This is a genomic window from Pantoea ananatis PA13, assembly GCF_000233595.1.
Classification (GTDB): Bacteria; Pseudomonadota; Gammaproteobacteria; order Enterobacterales; family Enterobacteriaceae; genus Pantoea; species Pantoea ananatis.
Genome location: NC_017554.1, coordinates 2,922,118 through 2,943,372, shown reverse-complemented (window position 1 = coordinate 2,943,372; position 21,255 = coordinate 2,922,118). Strand labels below are relative to the sequence as shown.

Annotated in this window: 22 protein-coding genes; 15 read left to right on the top strand and 7 right to left on the bottom strand. The window is 53.9% G+C overall.

Annotated features, from left to right (window positions below):
* Positions 1-314 precede the first annotated feature (314 nt).
* From PAGR_RS13870 to PAGR_RS13850, 5 genes are all read left to right on the top strand, one after another.
* Positions 315-521: a hypothetical protein gene (locus PAGR_RS13870; protein ID WP_013025305.1), complete on the top strand. Its 207-nt coding sequence runs from the start codon at positions 315-317 to the stop codon at positions 519-521.
* Between the two features lie 988 nt (positions 522-1,509).
* Positions 1,510-1,911: a hypothetical protein gene (locus tag PAGR_RS13865; protein ID WP_014606160.1), complete on the top strand. Its 402-nt coding sequence runs from the start codon at positions 1,510-1,512 to the stop codon at positions 1,909-1,911.
* 303 nt (positions 1,912-2,214) lie between these two features.
* Entirely contained in the window at positions 2,215-2,484 is a 270-nt protein-coding gene (locus PAGR_RS13860; RefSeq protein WP_013025306.1) for a YrhK family protein, read from the top strand.
* 109 nt (positions 2,485-2,593) lie between these two features.
* Positions 2,594-2,773, top strand: coding sequence for a hypothetical protein (locus PAGR_RS24020; protein ID WP_014606159.1), 180 nt, complete (start codon positions 2,594-2,596; stop codon positions 2,771-2,773).
* A gap of 242 nt (positions 2,774-3,015) precedes the next feature.
* Complete coding sequence (locus PAGR_RS13850) at positions 3,016-3,213, top strand: DUF6404 family protein (RefSeq protein ID WP_013025308.1); 198 nt, start codon at positions 3,016-3,018, stop codon at positions 3,211-3,213.
* 36 nt (positions 3,214-3,249) lie between these two features.
* Here the strand turns inward: PAGR_RS13850 and PAGR_RS13845 are convergent, their stop codons facing one another.
* From PAGR_RS13845 to PAGR_RS13830, 4 genes are all read right to left on the bottom strand, one after another.
* Positions 3,250-4,755, bottom strand: a complete 1,506-nt coding sequence (locus tag PAGR_RS13845; RefSeq protein ID WP_014606158.1) for a SulP family inorganic anion transporter — start codon at positions 4,753-4,755, stop codon at positions 3,250-3,252.
* A gap of 134 nt (positions 4,756-4,889) precedes the next feature.
* On the bottom strand, positions 4,890-5,150 hold the full coding sequence (locus tag PAGR_RS13840; RefSeq protein ID WP_013025310.1) for a biofilm/acid-resistance regulator YmgB/AriR: 261 nt from the start codon (positions 5,148-5,150) through the stop codon (positions 4,890-4,892).
* Positions 5,151-5,520: 370 nt separating this feature from the next.
* Entirely contained in the window at positions 5,521-5,928 is a 408-nt protein-coding gene (locus PAGR_RS13835; RefSeq protein WP_014606157.1) for a DUF2000 domain-containing protein, read from the bottom strand.
* A gap of 42 nt (positions 5,929-5,970) precedes the next feature.
* Positions 5,971-6,816: an AraC family transcriptional regulator gene (locus PAGR_RS13830; protein ID WP_014606156.1), complete on the bottom strand. Its 846-nt coding sequence runs from the start codon at positions 6,814-6,816 to the stop codon at positions 5,971-5,973.
* A 154-nt stretch (positions 6,817-6,970) separates the two neighbouring features.
* On the opposite strand from PAGR_RS13830, the gene PAGR_RS13825 reads away from it, so the two are divergent.
* The 6 genes from PAGR_RS13825 (at position 6,971) to PAGR_RS24010 (ending at position 12,067) form a co-directional block, all read left to right on the top strand.
* On the top strand, positions 6,971-7,399 hold the full coding sequence (locus PAGR_RS13825; RefSeq protein ID WP_013025313.1) for a MarR family winged helix-turn-helix transcriptional regulator: 429 nt from the start codon (positions 6,971-6,973) through the stop codon (positions 7,397-7,399).
* A 2-nt stretch (positions 7,400-7,401) separates the two neighbouring features.
* Complete coding sequence (locus PAGR_RS13820) at positions 7,402-9,087, top strand: MFS transporter (RefSeq protein ID WP_014606155.1); 1,686 nt, start codon at positions 7,402-7,404, stop codon at positions 9,085-9,087.
* Positions 9,084-10,184, top strand: a complete 1,101-nt coding sequence (locus tag PAGR_RS13815; RefSeq protein WP_014606154.1) for an HlyD family secretion protein — start codon at positions 9,084-9,086, stop codon at positions 10,182-10,184. The genes PAGR_RS13820 and PAGR_RS13815 overlap by 4 nt, the downstream gene beginning before the upstream one ends.
* Positions 10,181-11,560 carry an efflux transporter outer membrane subunit gene (locus tag PAGR_RS13810; RefSeq protein WP_014606153.1) on the top strand — a complete coding sequence of 460 codons (1,380 nt, stop codon included), beginning with the start codon at positions 10,181-10,183 and terminating at the stop codon, positions 11,558-11,560. Before PAGR_RS13815 ends, PAGR_RS13810 begins: the two co-directional genes overlap by 4 nt.
* Before the next feature lie 157 nt (positions 11,561-11,717).
* Positions 11,718-11,861 carry a hypothetical protein gene (locus PAGR_RS24015; RefSeq protein ID WP_014606152.1) on the top strand — a complete coding sequence of 48 codons (144 nt, stop codon included), beginning with the start codon at positions 11,718-11,720 and terminating at the stop codon, positions 11,859-11,861.
* Between the two features lie 32 nt (positions 11,862-11,893).
* Positions 11,894-12,067 carry a hypothetical protein gene (locus PAGR_RS24010; RefSeq protein ID WP_014606151.1) on the top strand — a complete coding sequence of 58 codons (174 nt, stop codon included), beginning with the start codon at positions 11,894-11,896 and terminating at the stop codon, positions 12,065-12,067.
* Here PAGR_RS24010 and PAGR_RS13805 read toward each other — a convergent pair.
* The gene (locus tag PAGR_RS13805; RefSeq protein WP_014606150.1) at positions 12,058-13,218 is read right to left on the bottom strand and encodes a glycoside hydrolase family 1 protein; all 1,161 of its coding nucleotides are present in this window, start codon (positions 13,216-13,218) and stop codon (positions 12,058-12,060) included. The two genes, PAGR_RS24010 and PAGR_RS13805, sit on opposite strands and share 10 nt — an antisense overlap.
* Before the next feature lie 156 nt (positions 13,219-13,374).
* Here PAGR_RS13805 and PAGR_RS13800 point away from each other — a divergent pair, with 156 nt between their 5' ends.
* Complete coding sequence (locus PAGR_RS13800; protein WP_014606149.1) at positions 13,375-14,835, top strand: phospholipase D family protein; 1,461 nt, start codon at positions 13,375-13,377, stop codon at positions 14,833-14,835.
* Positions 14,836-14,866: 31 nt separating this feature from the next.
* Here the strand turns inward: PAGR_RS13800 and mdoC are convergent, their stop codons facing one another.
* The gene (mdoC, locus tag PAGR_RS13795; protein ID WP_014593404.1) at positions 14,867-15,991 is read right to left on the bottom strand and encodes a glucans biosynthesis protein MdoC; all 1,125 of its coding nucleotides are present in this window, start codon (positions 15,989-15,991) and stop codon (positions 14,867-14,869) included.
* A 281-nt stretch (positions 15,992-16,272) separates the two neighbouring features.
* Here mdoC and PAGR_RS13790 point away from each other — a divergent pair, with 281 nt between their 5' ends.
* From PAGR_RS13790 to PAGR_RS13780, 3 genes are all read left to right on the top strand, one after another.
* Entirely contained in the window at positions 16,273-17,811 is a 1,539-nt protein-coding gene (locus tag PAGR_RS13790; protein WP_041457564.1) for a glucan biosynthesis protein G, read from the top strand.
* Complete coding sequence (gene mdoH, locus PAGR_RS13785) at positions 17,804-20,356, top strand: glucans biosynthesis glucosyltransferase MdoH (protein ID WP_014606147.1); 2,553 nt, start codon at positions 17,804-17,806, stop codon at positions 20,354-20,356. Before PAGR_RS13790 ends, mdoH begins: the two co-directional genes overlap by 8 nt.
* 147 nt (positions 20,357-20,503) lie before the next feature.
* Positions 20,504-20,743, top strand: a complete 240-nt coding sequence (locus PAGR_RS13780; protein WP_013025324.1) for a YceK/YidQ family lipoprotein — start codon at positions 20,504-20,506, stop codon at positions 20,741-20,743.
* On the opposite strand, the gene PAGR_RS13775 is transcribed toward PAGR_RS13780, so the two are convergent.
* Positions 20,734-21,135 (bottom strand): MysB family protein, encoded by a 402-nt coding sequence (locus tag PAGR_RS13775; protein WP_013025325.1) that lies wholly within the window; start codon positions 21,133-21,135, stop codon positions 20,734-20,736. The genes PAGR_RS13780 and PAGR_RS13775 overlap by 10 nt on opposite strands.
* Between the last annotated feature and the right edge of the window lie 120 nt (positions 21,136-21,255).

Genomic DNA, 21,255 nt, shown 5'->3' with positions numbered 1-21,255 from the left:
GCAACAGACATTTTTTGCTGCCATCTTTCATCATGGACTTTCAGCCCATCCTTATCCTCGTACTCTCCTGCCTTGCATAAACCTGCATTTTGGCATCCCTCAGCTTTAGGCCCGCGTCGAAAACTCAAGGCCAGGTCGTTCACAAACTAAAGAGGAAAACAGATGCGTGCAGGCTGTAGTCAGCGGCATCAGCGCTAGCGTTTGAGCTTGATGGGCAACAGCCAAAAGAGCAGGGAAGCCTTCAACCGCAGGAATAAAATTAATTGCTCATTTTATGTGCTATGCTGAATTTCCGTTTCACAACTTAGGCTCACATGGACGACGATGATGAACGGCCCTATATTATCTTTACCGCAATCGGTAAAGCCGTGCTGGAACTGCTTGATGTAAAAGAAGGTTTTTTTGATTTAGAGCTTGCTGAAATACTTGAAGACTGGATGAAAGAGGAGACGAATCCACTTCAGGCGGAGGTTTACAGAATGGCGGCGGAGTTTGTCAGGGCAGGGAAGGCAGTAAATTAAAAAGGCCTGCGTTACACAGGCAGAAACTGTTACAAGGGAAAATCCAGCAGTCAATTTTGACTGACTGTGGAAGCATACAGTGATCGTGCTTTTTAGATACAACTGAATGAGATTTGATCGATAAAAGGCACGATATGCCTGCGTCAGATATAAAAAAGCCCACTCGGATGTGGGCATAGCGAACAGGGCTATAAAGATAAGGTACTATCGATTACATTTTGATTATCGGCTGGGAAGCAGAAACCTTCAGATCTAAATTTGGATAAAAACGACAACGATCATTTGTTTTTTTATTCTTATACTTCAATGGTTTGCCGGTCTTTAACTTTCCTCAGATATCCTTCATAAAATTAATGACCCTGATTGGCCTCTTTTCTTATCGCGAGACATCTTTTTCCAATGTATATCCCTGTCCTTAACGCTCTATCGTCGGGTATCACGCTACGAGCTTGTATAGGCAGGCACGGTTTATCTTGGGTTAATGCTTGTGACTTTCACTCATAAGCTGCGGAAGTTTTCCGCTGAGATGAAAGACGTAGCTAAACCGGCGCGAGGGTAAGCACTCGACTTTTACCGGTCTGGAACACCTGCTGCCAGGACTGTGGTTGGCACAGGCTCAGTGCGATTGTTTCATACCCGCAATTTTTCACATACCCTGTATTCAGGCTCAACTGGACATAGTGATCAATCGCGCTCTCACAAAAGATATTTTGAGATGGTTATTCCTCATACCGTTTTTCCATTTGTAATCCCGTCACTGTCTGTCTCAACCTGAGGCAGTTAAAAGCCGCAACGACATATCTTGAAAATCCTGATTGCCAGGCTTTATGACGGCTGTTCTCTTCTGTTGACGTGCCATCGATAGCCGGACGCATGTCCGTAGTACTCTCACAAGCCTCAGTACAGAATGAAATCGAGCGCAAGGGCTGTGCCGTGAAGGCCGGAACGCGCTCAGTCAATTACATCAAATTAAACGGGAGTCACCATAATGAAATTAAAATCGTTCATCGCATTGAGTTTAGTATCACTGTCGTTTGGTAGTCAGGCTGCATCTTTTGTCGTCGATGCCAAAAATAACTGCTTTGATCCTCAGGCCGTTAACAGTAAGGTTCAAAGTGGTTCGCCTCTGAAATTCAACCTCGATGCGGGTACCTATAATATTTACCTGACGTCGAATAGCGCCAACTGCGTCACAGGAAGTTCATGTCAGATTGATCGGGTTGTTATGGCTGGTGGAATGAGTACGGCAAGATGGGGGTCTGCAATCAGCAGTACACCACAACAGATTAATGTGGCTGGAAGCAATTATTATCTTATCGCTTACATTGGTGATGACAACTGCGCAGACAATACAGGTTCTGTGACCATTCAGGCAGATAAGGTCCAGTAAACAAGCACGTTCGTTTCACTAAGACTATCACAAGACGCATTTTCGAATGCGTCTGATAATGTTTTTCCTGGCTGAGCTCGTCTTATCTGAAAGGATAAACGACAGTGGATGTACGTTACTGTGAAACCTGTGTTCAGATCAGAGTAGGGCAGCAGAAGCTGGGTTATCTGCGTGCGGTTTTGCCTAAAGACTAAAACTTATTTAAAGCGTCATGCGTCGGTGAGGAAGACTCACCTGAGATGCCTCTTGATGCACTAACCTTATCATCACCAACTCTACACTCGTGACTGATAAGGACAAGCCGTGCCCGGACATCAAGCAGAAATCGATTTCGGTTCAGACCACATCATCATAGCGCGCCGCTACCGGGCCCTTGGGGCACTGAACGATCTCTTTATCGCGATATGGTTTTTGACAGGAAGCGTTCTTTTTTTCTTCGATTCGCTAATGACCGGCGGTACCTGGTTATTTGTGGTCGGCAGCCTTCAACTTCTGTTACGCCCGGCGATAACCCTGGCAGAGCTTATTCATGTCAAACGTGTTTATCGCTCTCGCCCTGCCACTTCGCGGTGACAGCCTGAGATAGGTGGTTCAGATGAGTCAGCCCGGCCGCTATCCTGCGGCCCGGCTGTAAGGCGGTCAGACTTAACATCGCTGCTAAAACGTTACCAGGTGCGAGCCGGTGGCGGAGGCGGTTGTTCGCCGGTTGCGGCTGGAGGGGGCGGAGGAGGGGCGTCAGCCCGAGGAGGTGGTGGCGCGAAAGCCTGTTCTGGCGGTGGAGGCGGTGGTGGTGGACGACGATCATGCGGCGGCGGTGGCGCGCCGCAACCCGGACCTGGCGGCGGCGGTGCGCAGGCGCTGAGCGTGGAAACGACAAAAGCAGCGGCTAAAAAGGTCAGACGACGATTCATTCTATTTCCCTTATGAAATTAACAGTAAGCTAATTGTAGACACCCGTAACTAAAAATAGGGCGGCGAAGGGGAAAAGCGAAGCGAGGAAGGCCATTTGTTTGTTTTTTGAGATACTTCTCATCTCACGATGATGATTCGGCTTTTTGTCTTCACTCCGGTTAAGGTAGCGCATCAATGTAGAGGAGTAATGTTATGAATGGCATTTTGAAATTCGTCCGCGGCTGGCTGATTTTTTCGGTTCTGTGGGGCGTCTTCATGTGGTTTATGTCATGGCAGGCGCAGGGCAAAGAGATTGGACTGGCCATTTTAATGAGCCTGTATGCCGGTTTGCTATACCAGGCACTCATCACCATGGTGGCCCGCTACAAAGCCCGCCGCCAGCAAGCCTGACTGCGACCTGCTGCGCTCAGGCAGCAGGCCAGTGACTCAGCTTAGATTACCGGTCAAGCGGCGATGGAAATCACTGCTGCGCAGATCCAGTCCTTCTATGGTCACGTGCGTGCCATAACGCTGGTAGCGATATTCGATTCCATCCAGCGCGGCGACGCTGGAGGCATCCCAGATTTGCGCGTGGGTGAGGTCGATAATGACGGATTTCGGATCCTGTGCGTAATCAAAGTGCTCAAACAAATCGTTGCTGCTGGCAAAAAACAGCGGCCCGCGCACGGTGTAACGCACCGACTGCCCGTCTTCGCTTAGCTGCCTTTCGGCATGAATGACATGCGCAACGCGGCGTGCAAATAACATCATCGCAACGATAACCCCAGCCAGTACCCCAAGCGCGAGATTACCGGTGAGTACCGTAATGCCTACCGTCAGCACCATCACCAGTGTTTCTGACCAGGGCATCCGTTTCAGGGTTGCCGGTTGTAGACTGTGCCAGTTTACCGTCTTGACGGCGACCACCATCATGATTCCGGCCAGAACAACCATAGGGATCTTCGCCATAATGTGGCTCAGGCCGGTGACGAGAAGCAGCAGGACCAGGCCCGCCGCAATCGTTGATACCCGACTGCGCGCTTTGCCGAGTTCTACGTTAACAATGGTCTGGCCAATCATGGCGCAGCCGGCGATGCCGCCGTAAAAGCCAGCAAAAATATTGCCTATGCCCAGCCCCCAGGATTCGCGCCGTTTGCTGGAAGGCGTGTCCGTAAGATCATCAACTAATTTGGCGGTCAGCAGCGATTCCATCAGCCCGACAAACGCAATGCTGAGCGCCGTGGGCCAGACGATTTGAAGCGTGTGGCGATCGAGCGGTACGGCTAAGGCCGTAAAGTCAGGTAAGCCGGCACTCATCGGGCCTTCATCCCCCACATCCGGTACCCGGTAACCCATCAGCAGCGCCACGCCGGTCACAACGATAATGGCGACCAGAGGGGAAGGAACACTTTTAAGCACTCGGGGCAACAGCAGCACAATCGCCAGAGTGAGTGCGAACAGAGCCCATACTACAGGCGACTGACCCCAGACATGGGGAACCTGAGCAAAGAAAATCAACACGCCAAGCGCATTCACAAAGCCGATCATCACCGAACGTGGGATATAGCGCATCGCCCGTGACATCCCGGTGACACCAAACAGAATCTGAATCAGTCCGGCCATCACGACCGCAGGCAGAATGTAGGCCACGCCATGCGCATGCACCATCGGGCCAATCACCAGCGCCACCGAACCCGCCGCCGCGGTCACCATGGCCGGCCGTCCGCCAAGAATGGACAGCGTCAGGCAAAGTACAACAGAGGCGACCAGGCTGACTTTGGGATCGACGCCCGCAATAACAGAGAAAGAGATCACTTCAGGAATCAGTGCCAGGGCCGTAATGACGCCAGCCAGACATTCTCGGGTAAGCAGTGCAGGCGAGCGCAGTACGCGCCCCACACTGATATCGTTTTCCACAACGGCGGTCGTGGCGACATCGTTTTGTTGAATCATAATGTTGTGCAGGCTCTTTTATTCATATCTTGCGCGAAAGGCAAGGAGGACTGGATATGGTGAGGGGCAGATGTTACCGATGGATAAACGAAGAAGCCAGAGAAAGCGAAATGACTCCATCCATGGAGAAAGGACTATACCGTTAAGTCGTCAGGGGTTTTATACACCACCATCTCCAGCAGGTGACGATAAACATCCAGTGAAACTTCGTCACTTTCCAGTTCAAGACGATGAATCAGCTTAGAAATTATCGCTTTGTTATTCACAGCCATGCCTGACTGCAGAATTTCTGCAACCACCAGTCCAAGAATTTCCATATCACTGTCAGGCTTGTTACCAGCAACGGTAAAGTAGTCAGCAATCTCTTTATCAGTTTGGGGCAGTGTGTTTTGCATGTGTTAGCCTTTCAAATAGCCAGCTACCCGGGCGGACAGCAGGACAAACAGACCTAAAAGCCATCGCATAAAATACAATGGAACCCAACGCCGTAAACAGGTCGAGATAATCAAAAAAGAAACCTCTGAGGGTGGAAATCCATTACACCTTCAGAGGCGACGCAGATGCATCATTCGTTACAGAGTCGTGATCACAACTCGTTGGCTGTAAAGTTATACAATGTAACTTTGATTGTACAAGTAAATTATTAAGCAAAAAATGCTAATGGTTAACAATCAGCATTTTAGGTAAATTATTTGCCGTTAATCTGTACAGGGAAATGTGTACAAGTTGAAAAATCGGCGCGTGAGCAGCACGATTCACAGCAGGTTAAGCAAACAGGTGAAGTTTCGCGGTGAGTTTACGGACCTTCTTCTTGTCCCCGACGATAGCCACGCCCAGCAGACGCCATTCCGATGCCGGTTGTGTCTTCATGGCGGCAGTAAAGGCGCCATAGTCTGTCGTCGACTGACCTTCTTCCGGAAACACCACAATATCGCATTCCGCCTGCTCAGCCTGCGGCCATAATGCGCTGAGCTGCTGTGCATCAGCGGCCAGCACGGGGATGCCTGCCGGAATCAGGCCGGGAAAGCGCCGGGTGGCGGCATCCTCAAGGGCTTCGCCTGCAAGGGAAGGGTGCCGCTGACCCACGGTCAGGGCGATAACGGCTGCGGCATTGGTTGCTTTGCCAGCGGGTAACGCGCTGTTCAATATCATTACACATCGTGGTTCTGTCATTTTCATCTCCTGAGGCAAAAAGCCATTGTGGCAAGGCTCAGCTCAGGCGTCTGGAAGATTTGTGCACAGTTGCTGGTAACGCGCGGGCGTCAGTTGGCAGGCGCGTTTGAACCAGCGCCCCAGATGGCTCTGGTCGGCGAAACCCAGCTCGGCTGCAACCTGTGCGGGCGATTCACCGATGGCCAGCCGACGGCGCGCCTGGCTCAGGCGCCACTGCACTAACCAGGCGTGCGGTGGCAGGCCCCATTGTTTTTGAAACAGCCGGGAGAGGCGGAACCGATCGACGTTGAGCGCCTGCGCCAGCTCGGCAATGCCGGGATTTTCCGCATGATAAGCCATCAACCAGTCGCGCGCCTGATGCGCCAGCGACGGTGCTGTCTCTGCCCGGGCGCCGCGCAAGACGGGAGAATAACGGAGTTGCTGGAATAAGCGATCCAGCGCTGCATCTTTAATGAGCCGGGGATGATCGTGCCAGAAAGCGTCAAACGCGTGCCAGACCGCCCAGGAGAGTTGACCATCGTCTTTCAGCGTGCTGGCAAAGCGTAGGTCTCCGCAGGGGAGTCCATCAAGACAGGCTGGCGCAAGCTGCTGATGTAGCTGGTGGGGCGAAAGATACAGCATACGGTAGGTAAAACCCTGGGCATCAACGGCATCGCCGTCATGCAGTTCTTCAGGTTCTAACATAAAGACGGTGCCGGGGCGGCTGTGATGACGCTGACGTCGGGAATGGAACTGCTGTACGCCTTGCTCAGTCACGCCAATTAAATAGCTGTCATGCCAGTGAGGATCGTAGGCATGACCGGTAAAATGCGCCCGCAGAGATTCAATACCGCTGTTTGGGTCGCGACGCAAATCCACCCAGCTGTCTGTTGAGTCTTTCACACGCATTTTACTCCACTAAACTTTTACGACAGTATCAACCTGGACATTCTGCCGCGATTATCCAGTATTTAACAGAACAGACACTTTTCATTCGCAATTTGCTTTGCGTATAATAACTTATTCAACTAGTTAGAACTCTAATCATTAGGTTGCTATTGAAATGTCATCTACCCGTACCTTTACGCACTTGCTCCATCTTACTGCTCATGCCTGGCGTCTGGCCGTCGATCGTCATTTGAAAGACAGTGGCTTAAGTACCAGCAGTTGGATGGCGATTGGGCTTATTGCCAGCGAACCTCAGCGGCTTACGCAAACGGAACTGGCACAGCGGATGGGGCTGGAGGATGCCAGTATGGTGCCGCTGGTGGATCGTCTGGTGAAGCAGGATTTACTGACGCGCGTACAGCCAGCCGAAGATCGCCGCAAACGTCACCTGGTGCTGACCGAAAAAGGGAATGACGCGTTCGCCAACGTTAAAACCCACGCGGATGCCTTACGTGCTGAGCTGCTGGCTGATATCGATCCTCAGGAGCTCGCGGTGGTTGAGCGAATTTTAGAGACACTGCTGACCCGAATGGGAACGATGTAATTATGGCCCGGCGCAATCCCTACGCTGCGCGTGAATGGTTGCCACATGAAAAACCTATGCTGCCGGGGTCGCCTTCGACGCCGCTGCACTCAACGCCTAAACGCATTGCGTTTGGGCTGATTGGCCTGCTGATCTCCCTGACCGGTGCACTGAGCAACGCGCTGGTCAGTGCGAACCTCACGAATCTGCAAGGAACCTTTGCCGCTTACTCCAATGAAATCGCCTGGCTACCGGCGGTATATGTGATGGGGAATATCTCCATCAACCTGCTGCTGGTGAAATTTCGTCAGCAGTTTGGACTGCGGGTTTTCACCGAAGCCTTTCTGGTGCTTTATGTCTTAGTCGCCTTTTTCCATCTCTTTGCCAACGATCTCAGTTCGGCGATTATCGTACGCACCGCCCATGGCATGGTGGGCGCTGCCCTGAGCTCGCTGGGGATCTATTATCAGGTGCAGGCGTGGCCGGCGAAACATCGCCTGAAGGCCCTGGTTATTGGCCTGACCGTTTCGCAGTTGGCGATTCCGCTGGCCCGACTCTTTTCCAGCGAGTTGCTCCAGCTTGAGGAGTGGCGCGGGCTTTATCTGTTTGAGCTGGGATTAGCGCTGATTGCGTTGGGCGCGGTGTTAGTGGTTAAGCTGCCGCCGGGCGATCGTATTAAGGCGTTTGAGAAGATGGATTTCGTCACCTTTATGCTGCTGGCACCGGGCATGGCACTGCTGTGCGGCGTACTGTCACTTGGCCGAATTGAATGGTGGTTTAGCACGCCCTGGCTCGGCGTTTGTGCTGCGCTGGCGTTGGTGCTGATCGTCACGGCTTTCGTGATCGAGCATAACCGCCGCAATCCGCTGATCAATACGCGCTGGCTCAGCAACGGGATGATCGTGCGTCTGGGCATCGTGATGATCATGATTCGTATCGTGCTGGCGGAGCAGAATACCGGTGCGATAGGTTTTTTGCAGCAGATTGGCCTACAAAACGATCAGTTGCACGGCTTAGCCTGGGCGATCATCGCCGGGGTGATTGCCGGCATTGCTGCCAGTGCGCTAACCATTAAGCCAACGCATCTCAACTGGCCGATTGTGGTGTCACTCATCGTGATGATCATCGCCTCACTGATGGACGCGCAATCCAGCCCGGTTACCCGCGCGAACAACATGTACTTAAGCCAGTTTTTACTGGGATTCGGCAGCGCCTTTTTTATGGCGCCCGCCATGCTGATGGGCATTGGTAGCGTGGTGACCCAGCCGAAAAATCTGGTCAGTTTTGTGGTGTTGTTTGGCATGAGCCAAAATCTGGGCGGCTTAATCGGCTCGGCTATTCTGGGCACCTTTCAAACCTGGCGTGAAAAATATCACTCCAGTCTTCTTGGCGATCAATTATCGTTACTGGATCCCAACGTCAGTGAACGGCTTAGCCAATACGGCGCCCTGTTTACCAGTCAGATCAGCGACAGCGCCCTGCTAAGTGCACAAAGCACCAGCCAACTTCAGTCAGTCGCAACCTTGCAGGCCAACGTACTGGCCTATAACGATACCTATCTGCTGACGGCGGCTCTGGCGCTGATTACCCTGATGTGGGTGCTGTGGCGCTTAACGCGTCGGCGCTATCTCGACTGGCGACAGGCCACCTTCAATCTGGCAGAGCAGCGTCAGCTTGCCGCCGCACAAGAACGAACGGAGCAACAATGAGTCAACAGGATGAACTTCAGGCAGCAGAGCGCGATCGGGCCAACCGCCGTCGTATTCTCTCGATTGCCTTAGGCAGCGGTATTGTGGTGACAGGCGTGCTGGTTATTCTGTATGCCTGGCAGCTTTGGCCTTTCACCAGTTCCGTTCAGAGCACGGAAAATGCTTATGTCCGCGGGCAGGTCACGTTTATCAGCCCGCAGGTAAATGGTTATCTGACCCAGGTGGATGTGGTTGACCTGCAGCCGGTTAAAAAAGGTCAGTTACTGATGACCATTGACGATCGTATCTATCGTCAGCGCGTGCACCAGGCGCAGGCGCAGCTGGCCATGAAGCAGGCTGCACTCAATAATAATCAGCAGCAGCGCCTCAGCGCGCAGGCCACGATTCAGAGTAATAAAGCGGCGCAGGAAAACGCCAAAGCCCAGGCGGTGAAAAGCGGTCTGGATCTAAAACGTGTTGAAAATCTGGCCGCAGACGGTTCGCTCTCGATGCGCGAACGCGATGCGGCGCGCGCGGCGAATGCGCAGGGGCTGGCTCAGCTGCATCAGGCGGAAGCGCAGGTTGCGGTGGCCCAGCAAAACTTGCAAACGGTCATTGTTAACCGTGCCTCGCTTGAAGGGGACGTGGCCAGTGCAAAGGCCGCTCTGGAACTGGCGGAAATCGATCTGGCCAACACGCGCATTACCTCACCTGACGAAGGGCAACTCGGACAGCTATCCGTGCGTAAAGGCGCCTACGTGACGGCCGGTACGCGCCTGACGTCGGTGGTGCCCAACCATAAGTGGATTATCGCGAACTACAAAGAAACGCAGCTGGCGCATATTCGTCCGGGGCTGCCGGTAACGATTCGTGTGGATGCGCTGGACGGTAAAACCTTCCAGGGTCGCGTTGAATATCTTTCACCTGCTGCAGGTTCAGAATTCAGTGCCATATCGCCGGACAATGCGACCGGCAACTTCGTTAAAATCGCTCAGCGTATTCCGGTACGTATTGATGTGGCGCCAGAGGTCCAGCAACAGCTGCGTCCCGGTATGTCGGTTGAGGTCAGCATTGACACGGCCGCACACGTGGACGGAGAGGGAGAGAAAACGCCATGAAGGGCTTGCGTATAGCCGCTGCCCTGCTGGCGGTCGTGCTGGCAGGGTGCAGCACCCAGGTCGACAAAGCCCCGTCTGCCTTGCCCATTCCCCCACAGTGGCGCGATCGGGTAGGGCCTTCTGCGCCACCGGAAGCCGCATGGTGGCAGGCCTTCGGCGACGCCGATCTGAATCGCCTGGTGAATCAGGCATTGCGTAATAATCCGGATATCCTGATCGCCCGTTCACGGGTTGATCAGTATCGGGCCCAGCTACGTGCAACGGAAGGGGACAATTTTCCGACGCTCAGTGGCGGCGTCGCGGCGACGCGTCAGCGCGCATTATCCGCGGCGACGGGACAGCCTAATGACACCTCGGTTTTTCAGGGACAGCTACAGGCCAGCTACAATGTGGATTTGTGGGGCGCGCGCAGCCGTTCGATCGATGCGGCGCAGGCGACGCTGGAGGCACAGCAGGCCGCCGCCTCGGCAGCCGAGCTGACCATCGCCAGTTCGGTGGCATCCGGTTATATGACGCTGTGCGCGCTGGATGAGCAACTGCGCGTTACCGAGGCTACGCTGGCAACGCGGCACAACTCTCTCAAACTGGCGCAGCGCCAGTTCGAAACGGGATATACCTCCCGGCTGGAGTGGATGCAGGCTTCATCTGAGTATCAGTCCGCTAAAGCTCAGGTTCCGCAACTCCAGCATCAAATTGCGCAACAGGAAAATGCGCTCAGCATCCTGGTAGGGATGAATCCACGTGAAATCGCACGCCATCGGGCGTTCACGGCCATCATGCCGCAGGTTATGCCGGGCGTACTGCCGTCTGCACTGCTGAATCGTCGTCCTGATATCGTGCAGGCACAGCGTCAACTGCTGGCCGCCGATGCCACGCTGGCATCATCCAAAGCGAAGCTGCTGCCGGGAATTAACCTCACTGCCTCAGGCACGCTTCAGAGTTCCGTGTTGCATCAGCTGGTGGACGATCCTTTCCGCCTGTGGAGCGTCGGCGGCAGCATTTTGGCCCCCTTACTCAATCGTGAAGCGTTAACCGCGCAGGTGGATGTCTCCATGGCTTCGCGTAATCAGGCTTTGTACAGCTATGAGAAAGTGGTGCGAAACGCCTTTTCAGAGGTGAATAATGCACTGGATGCGATTCGCCAGGGCGAGGCGCAACAGGAAGCGCTTCGTCAACAGGAACAGTTTGTCGCCGACGCGTTGCGCATCGCGACCGAACGCTACCAAAACGGTTATGCCTCTTATCTGGACGAGCTGGATGCACAGCGCACCCTGTTTGCGACTCAACTGAACCTGGTGACGGTCAAAAATAATCTACTGCAGGCGCAAATTGAGCTGTATCGCGCGCTGGGCGGCGGCTGGTCTGCCGGGAAATAGCGTCGCACTATCCGGTATGGCAGGGGCTGAAGGGCGGCACATCCCGGTCGTGCCGCGCCATCAGGGCGGGTTTGTAAAATAACGGATTCCTGAATAAGATTGCTCTACACTGTAGCCCGCAAATGCACCTTTGAGCCACGCGTTAACCAGGAAGAGCATGCTTTTACCCAGCCCACCAGAAGAGCACGATGAACCTGTGGTTCAGCCCCTTGCCGATGCTCACTTTGCGATTGTGGTGCTGGCAGTAACCTCGGTCACGCTGATTATTTTCGTTTTGATCGTCACGCTTTGGATGAGTTAGTGTTTATCAACCGGACCTGAAAGGAGTGAGGGATGGAATCGAGAGATGATAAACTGATTGCGATTATTGGCCTGCTGACCGCTTGCCTGATCGGCGTCACTTTCTTGTTTGTGGTGACGTGGCTAAACGACAGCCGCCTTGCCTCGCCGCCGGAGCGCCTTGATACGCAAACCTGTTATCCCAAACCGCCCTCGCGTCAGCTCTGATCGCGCTTAGTGAACTTTATCTGCTGACTGCGCAGCACCAGTGCCAGGTCCTCATGCACGGTGCGGTTGCCATTGGGATCGGCGAGGCCCAGCAGTGACCCCGGAGAACGCCTGTCGTCTGCCCATGCCGGGTACTCCACCACGGGATAGAGCGAAATGCCCTCCATCGCAATGCCCTGATCCAGGGCAACGGCAACGTTTTCACTGACCTCCTGTAGCCAGGGCGCGCGAGCTTCGCCTTCGGCACCAGTTTCGGCTATCAGCATAGGACGTTGATAACGCTGCCAGTATTGCGCCAGCAGAATATGGAGCGGGGCGCGTACCGGGTCGTCTCTGTCCATTGGCCGATCGGGGAAGAACCAGTGGTTATCCGGATAGTAGTTCAGGCCCAGAATATCCAGAAAATCTTCGTGCCCGCCCAGTTCTTTATCGACACGTCCGGCTAACATATCCCAGGCTTCAAACTGCGCCTGATGCTGTGCATCAGCCCCGGGTTTACTGTCGGGGTTATCGGGATGATGGGCAATCTGCACCAAAGGATCGGTCAGCACAAAACGGGCGTCAGGTATCACCTCACGAATTGCCTGCATGGCAGCCAGAGAAGCACGAACCAGTTGCCGCTTAAGCTCTTTACCACGCTGACTGGCATGGGGATTAAACCAGGCCACGTCGGCACCTGCCCAGGACCAGAATGAGATCTGGTTTACGGGCGTGAAAAAAGCCTGCTGAATGCCCTGATCGCGGATAATGCGCGCCATTTCCCGGGCATAACGTTCGAAGTGGTCGACGAACCCGGCTTTCCAGACAGAAATATGATCGGGATAGCCAAAGTGGGCCAGTTCCCAGATGATCTGCAACTGGTTATCCCGTGCCGCTTCGACCATTGGCAGGAAACTGCTCCAGTCGTACTGGTTAGGCGTTTTTTCAATCAGGTGCCAGCGTGCACCATCCCGCGCGGTCAACAGATGCAGATCGACCAGTGCCGCATAGTCTTTTTTAAGCAGCATATCGTGCCCGCTGCTGATCACCATATCCAGCCGTTTGCCCGGCGTGCGGCAGGCGGTGGAACAGGGGAAGCTGCCCTGAAAAAAGCTCTGAAACAGGCGGGGATGATGGCGTAAACGGTCGTCAGTTAAGGGCGATTGACTCATATTCCTCTCCTGCCGGGCAAATGACAGTCACAGATCGTTCGACTAAGTCTAGACTAAAAAACGGTGCCATCAGCATGGCTGATGTGCAACCGGCGCTGGCATACTCTGGCGCCCGGAGGAATAATAATAAATGACAGTATGATTCAGGGAATATCCATGACCGAAGCGTTTGATTTGCCCCAGAGCCCATCACGGCAGAGCTGGCTTGAAGAGCGGCTGGTTCCACTTTGTTTGCACCATCCGGGGTTGAGCGGCATTCATCCACTCAGTGACGGGCTGGATGCTTTTGCCGCACGTTACCTGCTGATGGAGAAAGCCGCGAAGACGCTGGATATACAATACTATATCTGGCAAAACGATATGTCGGGCAGGTTGCTGTTCAGTGCCATGCTGGCGGCCGCCAATCGCGGGGTGATCGTACGGCTGCTGCTGGACGATAACAATACGCCAGGGCTGGATGATACGCTGGCGCAGCTGAATCACCATCCCAACATTACCGTCAGGCTGTTCAATCCGTTCTCCTTTCGTACCCTGCGCGCGCTGGGCTATCTCACCGACTTCGCCCGCCTCAACCGGCGGATGCATAATAAGAGCTTCACGGCGGATGGCGTCACGACGGTAGTCGGTGGACGTAACATTGGCGACGAATATTTTGGTACGGGCAACGAACCCCTGTTTGCCGATCTCGACGTGCTGGCTATCGGCTCGGTGGTTAACGAAGTGGCCGAAGATTTTGAACGCTACTGGAACAGTAAACCCGTTTCGCCGCTAAGCGAGGTGCTGGATCAGCCGATGTCGGCGCATCCGGATGTGGTGTTACCGCCGGAGTGGCGTGAAAGCGAGACCGTACAGCATTATCTTCAGCGCCTGAATAAGTCCTCGCTGATCGATCAACTGACTCAGGACGATCTGCCTTTTGTCTGGGCCAAAACGCGACTGTTGAGTGACGATCCGCGCAAGGGCCTGGGAAAAGCGCGACGCAAGTCACTTCTGCCTCAGCGTATGATGGAAGTGATCGGCGCGCCTCAGCATCAGTTCGACATCATTTCCGCTTACTTTGTGCCGACCCGCGCGGGCGTTGCCCAACTGCTGGCGATGAAGCGCAAAGGGGTGAAGATCGCCGTGTTAACGAACTCGCTGGCGGCAAACGATGTGTCCATTGTGCATGCGGGCTATGCAAAATGGCGGAAAAAACTGTTGCGGCACGGCATTTCGCTTTTCGAATTAAAACCCCAGGCCGGCCTGAATGACACGCCGCACGATCGCGGCTTGACCGGTAATTCAGGCTCAAGTTTGCACGCGAAAACCTTTTCAGTGGATGAAAAAATCCTGTTTATCGGCTCATTTAACTTCGATCCACGCTCGGCGGTGCTCAACACCGAAATGGGGCTGGTCATTGAAAGTGAAAAACTGGCCGCCGAAACCCATCAGCGTTTTAGCGACTCAATGCGCGATCGGGCCTGGACGTTGCGGCTGGACAAGTGGGGAAGAGTAAACTGGCTGGAGTATCCCGGCGAGGCGCAGCAGGTTGTTCACAAGCATGAACCCGGCTGCAGCTGGTGGCAGCGTCTGCAGGTTCGACTGGTGTGGCGATTGCCTATTGAGTGGCTGCTTTGAAGCAAGGCGATCGGCAGCGATCGCCTTATCATTAGCGCTTCTGCGGCTTACCGGAAAACAGAAAACGCAGAAGAGGAATACGCAGGTGCAACTCATACAACGTGAATGACACGCCAAATACCATGACCAGACCCAGCAGGAAGCCCAGCGTATTGTTATGCAGTACAGGCGTCACATAAATGCCGTACAGCAGCGTCAGGGGATGGTGCACCAGATAAATAAACAGCGAGGCGTTAACCAGATACATAATGCCTGGCGAATGTGAGTTAAGCAGTTTATGTCCCAGACTGTAGCAGACGTTCAGCATGCAAAGTCCCATCATGCTGCTGATTAACGCGTCCAGCTCATACAACCAGCCTTCACCACTGCTTGTGCGTTGATTGACAATATATGCCACCAGCAGCAGCACTGCGCCAATGAACAGCACGGGATTCACCCGCACGAACAGCTGTTTCAGCGCCTGATGTTTCCAACTGAGTGCGCCCAGCATAAAAAAGGGCAGGTAGAACAGGGACTGCATCACCACGAAATTAAACAGCGCATCGCTTAACAGGGTTGGATTCGTGTAAAAGACAACGCGTCGAAATGCGCCCCACATCAGGCCCCAGATCAACAGGCCAAGCGCCAGTTTCCCCCAGCCCACGCGTTGATAATCAATGTTACGCTTTTGATCCCGCAACCAGCGGAACGTGATCATGCCGAGTGTGGTAAGAATTAACAGCACCAGTAAAAACCACAGGTGGGAGATCAGCTCCCACATCAGGTTGTTGAATTTCGCGTAGGGCGGCAGGGCGCTCCAGTCCGCGTATTTGCTTGTCCATGCCTTCAGCATAAAGAACTGCGGCAGCGTAATTAAGGGCACCGCCGTCAGCATCGGAATGCCGACCCGCTCCAGACGAACTTTCAGAAAGCGTCGGGGCTGATAGCGCAGATAGAGCATGTAAGAGAAGTAGCCGGAGATGACAAAAAACACCTGCATGCGGAACGCATGAATAAAATCATTCAGGGTCGTAAGCCATAGCGAAGCGTCGCTGCTGTTGACGGCCCATTTCTGCGACGAATAGATCAGGGAAACGTGAAACGGCACGCCCAATAACATCAAACAGGCCCGGATCGAGTCGAGAAAATACTCACGCTCAGTTTTTGTTGTACTCATAAAGTTCCAGTTCGTTAGTACGTTTTTAGCCGGTTTCGCCCTGAAACCGTATTATGTCGGAAGGAAATTCTAGCTGCAGATAACAGAGTATACTATCAGTTGAATCTCAGTTGAGCCCGTAACGTTTAATTGTCCTAAAATCACCCCTCGAGCAGAGGATTATCGGGAACATTGTTGTGCATGTGCTGTCGGAAAGCCGAATTATCCATTAAGATAAGCGGGTTTGTATTAAGCACACGAAAGGGGGGGATGTGCTGACTAAAGAAAAAAATAATGTTGGGCTGACGAAAATGCGCTGGATTGGCGCGGCAGTCCTGCTGGCTTTGTATGCCAACAACAGTTGGGCGTTTAATTTTGATGATGTGGCAAAACAAGCCAAAGATCTGTCCGGAAAAAGCTTCGAAGCGCCAAAAAGCAATTTACCCTCTCAATTTCGTGATATGAAATTTGCTGACTACCAGCAGATTCAGTTCAACCACGATAAAGCGTATTGGGGCAAACTGCGTACGCCGTTCAAACTCGAATTCTACCATCAGGGGATGTACTTTGATCTGCCGGTGAAAATTAACGAGATCACCGCCAATACCGTACGCGAAATCAAATACAGTCCTGATTATTTCAACTTCGGCAATGTGAAACACGATGCCGATGCGGTGAAAAACCTCGGCTTTGCGGGTTTTAAAGTGCTGTATCCGTTGAACAGCAAGAACAAGAAAGATGACGAAATCGCCAGCTTCCTCGGCGCCAGCTATTTCCGCGTGATCGGTGCCGGTCAGGTTTATGGCCTGTCTGCCCGTGGTCTGGCTATCGACACCGCACTGCCATCAGGCGAAGAGTTCCCGCGTTTTAAAGAGTTCTGGATTGAACGACCCAAACCTCAGGACAAGCAGCTGGTGATCTACGCACTGCTGGATTCTCCACGCGCGACCGGTGCTTATCGCTTTACCATCCATCCAGGCCAGGAATCCACGGTTGATGTGCAGACCAAAGTCTATTTACGCGACAACGTAGGTAAACTGGGTATTGCACCGTTAACCAGCATGTTCCTGTTTGGCCGCAATCAGCCGTCGCCAGTGTCTAATTTCCGTCCTGAACTGCATGATTCAGACGGTCTGTCGATTCACAGCGGCAACGGTGAGTGGATTTGGCGTCCGCTGAATAACCCACGTCACCTGGCCGTCAGCACCTATACCATTGAAAATCCAAAAGGCTTCGGGCTGTTACAGCGCGGACGTGATTTCAATAACTATCAGGACCTGGATGACCGTTACGACCTGCGTCCAAGCGGCTGGGTTGAGCCAATCGGCGACTGGGGTAAAGGGCGCGTTGAGCTGGTTGAGATTCCTACCGCAGATGAGACGAACGATAACATCGTGACGTTCTGGACACCGGAAAACCTGCCGGAACCGGGTAAAGCGATGGATTTCAAATACCGTCTGCACTTTGGCCGTAATGAAAACAAACTGCATTCTGACGATGTTGCCTGGGTGAAAGATACGCTGCGTTCAGCGGGCGATGTGAAGCAGTCGAATTTAGTCCGTCAACCGGATGGCACTGTTGCCTTCACCATCGATTTCGTCGGCAAAGACATGAGTGAAATGCCTGCCGACAGTCAGGTTGCGCCGCAGGTCAGCGTAGGCAAGAACGCCGAAGTGGTCGAACAAAGCGTTCGCTACAATCCGGTCACCAAAGGCTGGCGTCTGGTATTGCGTCTGCGCGTGAAAGATAACAAGCAGGCGACAGAGATGCGTGCAGCGCTGGTCAGCGGTGACAAGACATTGACGGAAACCTGGAGCTATCAGTTACCTGCCAATGAATAATTTGACTTTTACACCTCAACGCTATGTAGAAGCCCTGCCGCTGGATGCGGCAGGAAAAACGCGTCTGGCCGCTTCGTTGCAAAATGCGCAGACGTTTCACCAGTTACACGAATCGCTGGGCCAGGATGTGGCTGCCAGCGATCGCCCTGAGGATGCACCTTTAAAATCGGTGTCGTCGCGAGTGGAAATGGCCTGGCCCGATTCACTTGCCGGGGGACAACAGTTAGGCAAGGACTATCTTGATCGCACCACGTTAAAGGCGATGCCAAAAGTGAAGCGTTCATTGATGTTCCCGGAAGCCTGGCGCACTAACCCGCTGGCTCGCGCCTGGGACTCGCTACGGGGACACAAGTCTGTTCCCCGTTATGCTTCGGCCGAAGAGCAGCGCGCGGAAGAGAAGTGGCGCCACGTGGGGTCCATTCGTCGTTATATTCTGTTGATCCTCACGATTATGCAGACCGTGGTGGCGACGTGGTACATGAAAACCATTTTGCCTTACCAGGGCTGGACGCTGCTGGATCCCATGGACATGATCAACCAGAACTGGCAGCAGTCTGTTATGCAGATTCTGCCTTATGTGTTGCAGACCGGGATTCTGTTCCTGTTTGCGATCCTGTTCTGCTGGGTGTCGGCGGGTTTCTGGACGGCGTTGATGGGCTTCCTGCAACTGCTGATTGGTCGGGATAAATACAGCATTTCCTATTCTACCGTCGGCGATGAACCCCTTAATCCCGCGCACCGTACCGCGCTGATCATGCCGATCTGTAATGAAGATGTAGGACGCGTTTTTGCTGGTTTACGGGCGACCTGGGAATCAGTGGTGCGTACCGGCAATGCTGAGCACTTTGATGTTTACATCCTGAGTGACAGTTACGATGCCGATATCGCTATCGCTGAGCAGAAAGCCTGGATGGAGCTGGTACGTGACGTCGGTGGCGCGGGCAAGATATTCTATCGCCGTCGTCGTCGCCGTGTGAAGCGTAAAAGCGGCAACATCGATGACTTCTGCCGTCGCTGGGGCAGCAACTATAGCTACATGGTGGTGCTGGACGCCGACAGCGTCATGAGCGGTGAATGTCTGACGGGCCTGGTGCGCATGATGGATGCTAACCCTAATGCCGGTATCATCCAGTCTTCGCCAAAAGCCTCGGGCATGGACACGCTTTATGCGCGTTGTCAGCAGTTTGCGACCCGCGTTTACGGCCCGTTGTTTACCGCCGGTCTGCACTTCTGGCAGTTGGGTGAATCGCACTACTGGGGCCATAACGCCATCATTCGTGTGAAGCCGTTTATCGAGCACTGCGCACTGGCACCGCTGCCGGGTGAAGGCTCGTTTGCCGGTTCCATCCTGTCGCATGACTTCGTGGAAGCGGCACTGATGCGCCGTGCTGGCTGGGGCGTATGGATCGCCTATGATTTGCCGGGTTCCTATGAGGAGCTCCCGCCAAACCTGCTGGACGAACTTAAGCGCGATCGCCGCTGGTGTCACGGTAACCTGATGAACTTTCGCCTGTTTCTGGTGAAAGGGATGCACCCGGTGCACCGTGCCGTCTTCCTGACGGGCGTGATGTCTTATCTGTCGGCACCGCTGTGGTTCCTGTTCCTGGCACTGTCCACCGCGTTACAGGTGGTGCATACGCTCATGGAGCCCACTTACTTCCTGCAGCCAAGGCAGCTGTTCCCGGTCTGGCCCCAGTGGCGTCCTGAACTGGCGATTGCGCTGTTCTCGACCACGCTGGTGCTGCTGTTCCTGCCGAAACTGCTCAGCGTCGTGCTGATCTGGTGTAAGGGGGCGAAACCCTACGGCGGTGCGCTACGTCTGTTCGTCTCGCTGCTGCTGGAGATGCTGTTCTCGGTGCTGCTGGCACCGGTGCGTATGCTGTTCCACACCGTATTTGTGGTAAGCGCGTTCCTGGGCTGGGAAGTGGTCTGGAACTCACCGCAGCGTGACGATGATGCCACACCCTGGAGCGAAGCCTTCAAGCGTCACGGTTCGCAGATGGCCCTGGGCATTGTCTGGGCTGCCGGGATGGGGTGGCTGGATCTCAACTTCCTGTGGTGGCTGGCGCCAATCGTGTTCTCGCTTATTCTGTCGCCGTTTGTATCGGTGATGTCGAGCCGCTCTGGCCTCGGCATCAAGAGTAAGAAAGCGAAGCTGTTCCTGATCCCGGAAGAGTACGATCCGCCGAAAGAGCTGGTGGATACCGATCGCTATGTGGAACTCAACCGTCAGCGCGTGCTGAAAAATGGCTTTATGCATGCGCTGTTCCATCCTGCGTTTAACGCCCTGGCGACCGCGCTTGCGACCTCACGCCACAAGCAGAGCCAGTTACTGGATCATGCGCGCGATCGCCACGTCGATCAGGCACTGAGCGATGCGCCGGAAAAACTGAATCGAGAGCAGCGCTTGCAGCTGATCAGCGATCCGGTGGTGCTGGCGCGTGTACATACTCGCCTGTGGGAAAGTGGTGAAAAGTATCATCAGTGGGTAGAGAGCTATCAAAAAATGCCTCTCAACCCCGATGCCTTACCGCATCAGGCGTAGCAACGAAGAAAGCGGCAGAAATGCCGCTTTTTTTACGCCCGTCGCCGGTTACAGACGGCAACATTATTTTGCACTTTGCACGAATGGGGATGGCAACCCGGCTCAACTCATGATTAAAATAGCGCCTGTTTAACCTGAGTCGCTATTGTGAATACATTCGCTAAAGTCATCCTGTTATCCCTCGCCGTCGTTACGCTGAGCGGCTGCGGCAGTATCATCAGCCGTACCGTGCCCGGGCAGGGACACGGTAATCAGTTTTACCCCGGCGTAAAGTGGGATATCCGTGATGGCGCATGGCGGGTTATCACCATTCTCGACCTGCCGCTGTCACTGGTGGTCGACACGCTGCTGATTCCGGTAGATGCCAGCCATGGCCCTTACGAGTAACTGCGGTCAGAGTCGCTGTTATCGTCTTCCCATTCCTGCGCTGCGGCTTTACCTTCTTCGCTGTCCAGCGGAGGTTCAAGTTGAAACTCACCGTCATCCCACTCGTGCAGCGTATTTTCTGCTAACCACTCCTGACGCAGTTCAATCTCATCAAAATCGCCGTCAAAGATAGCCTGAGCGGCTTCATTGCTGCGCACAGGCAAGCATTCGCCCGAATCCCCTTCGTCTTCGAAGAACTCTGCCTGCCACATGATGTCACCGTCCTGCATCACATATTTTTGCAAGCCAAACTGGTTGATGGCCGCATCGTCTTGCTCAATATCCGGATGGCTGGCGAGAAACTCTTCACGCGCAGCATCAATCGCTTCTTCCAGTGTAGTGAACATACTCATGCTTCTCTCCTTGCCTGATTAACGTGATTTCAGTGAAGAATAGACGAAAATCTCAGGAGGGAAAGTCGGGCCACTTTAGCGGACGAACGTTCTGCACATACAGCCAGTCCTGAATCGCAT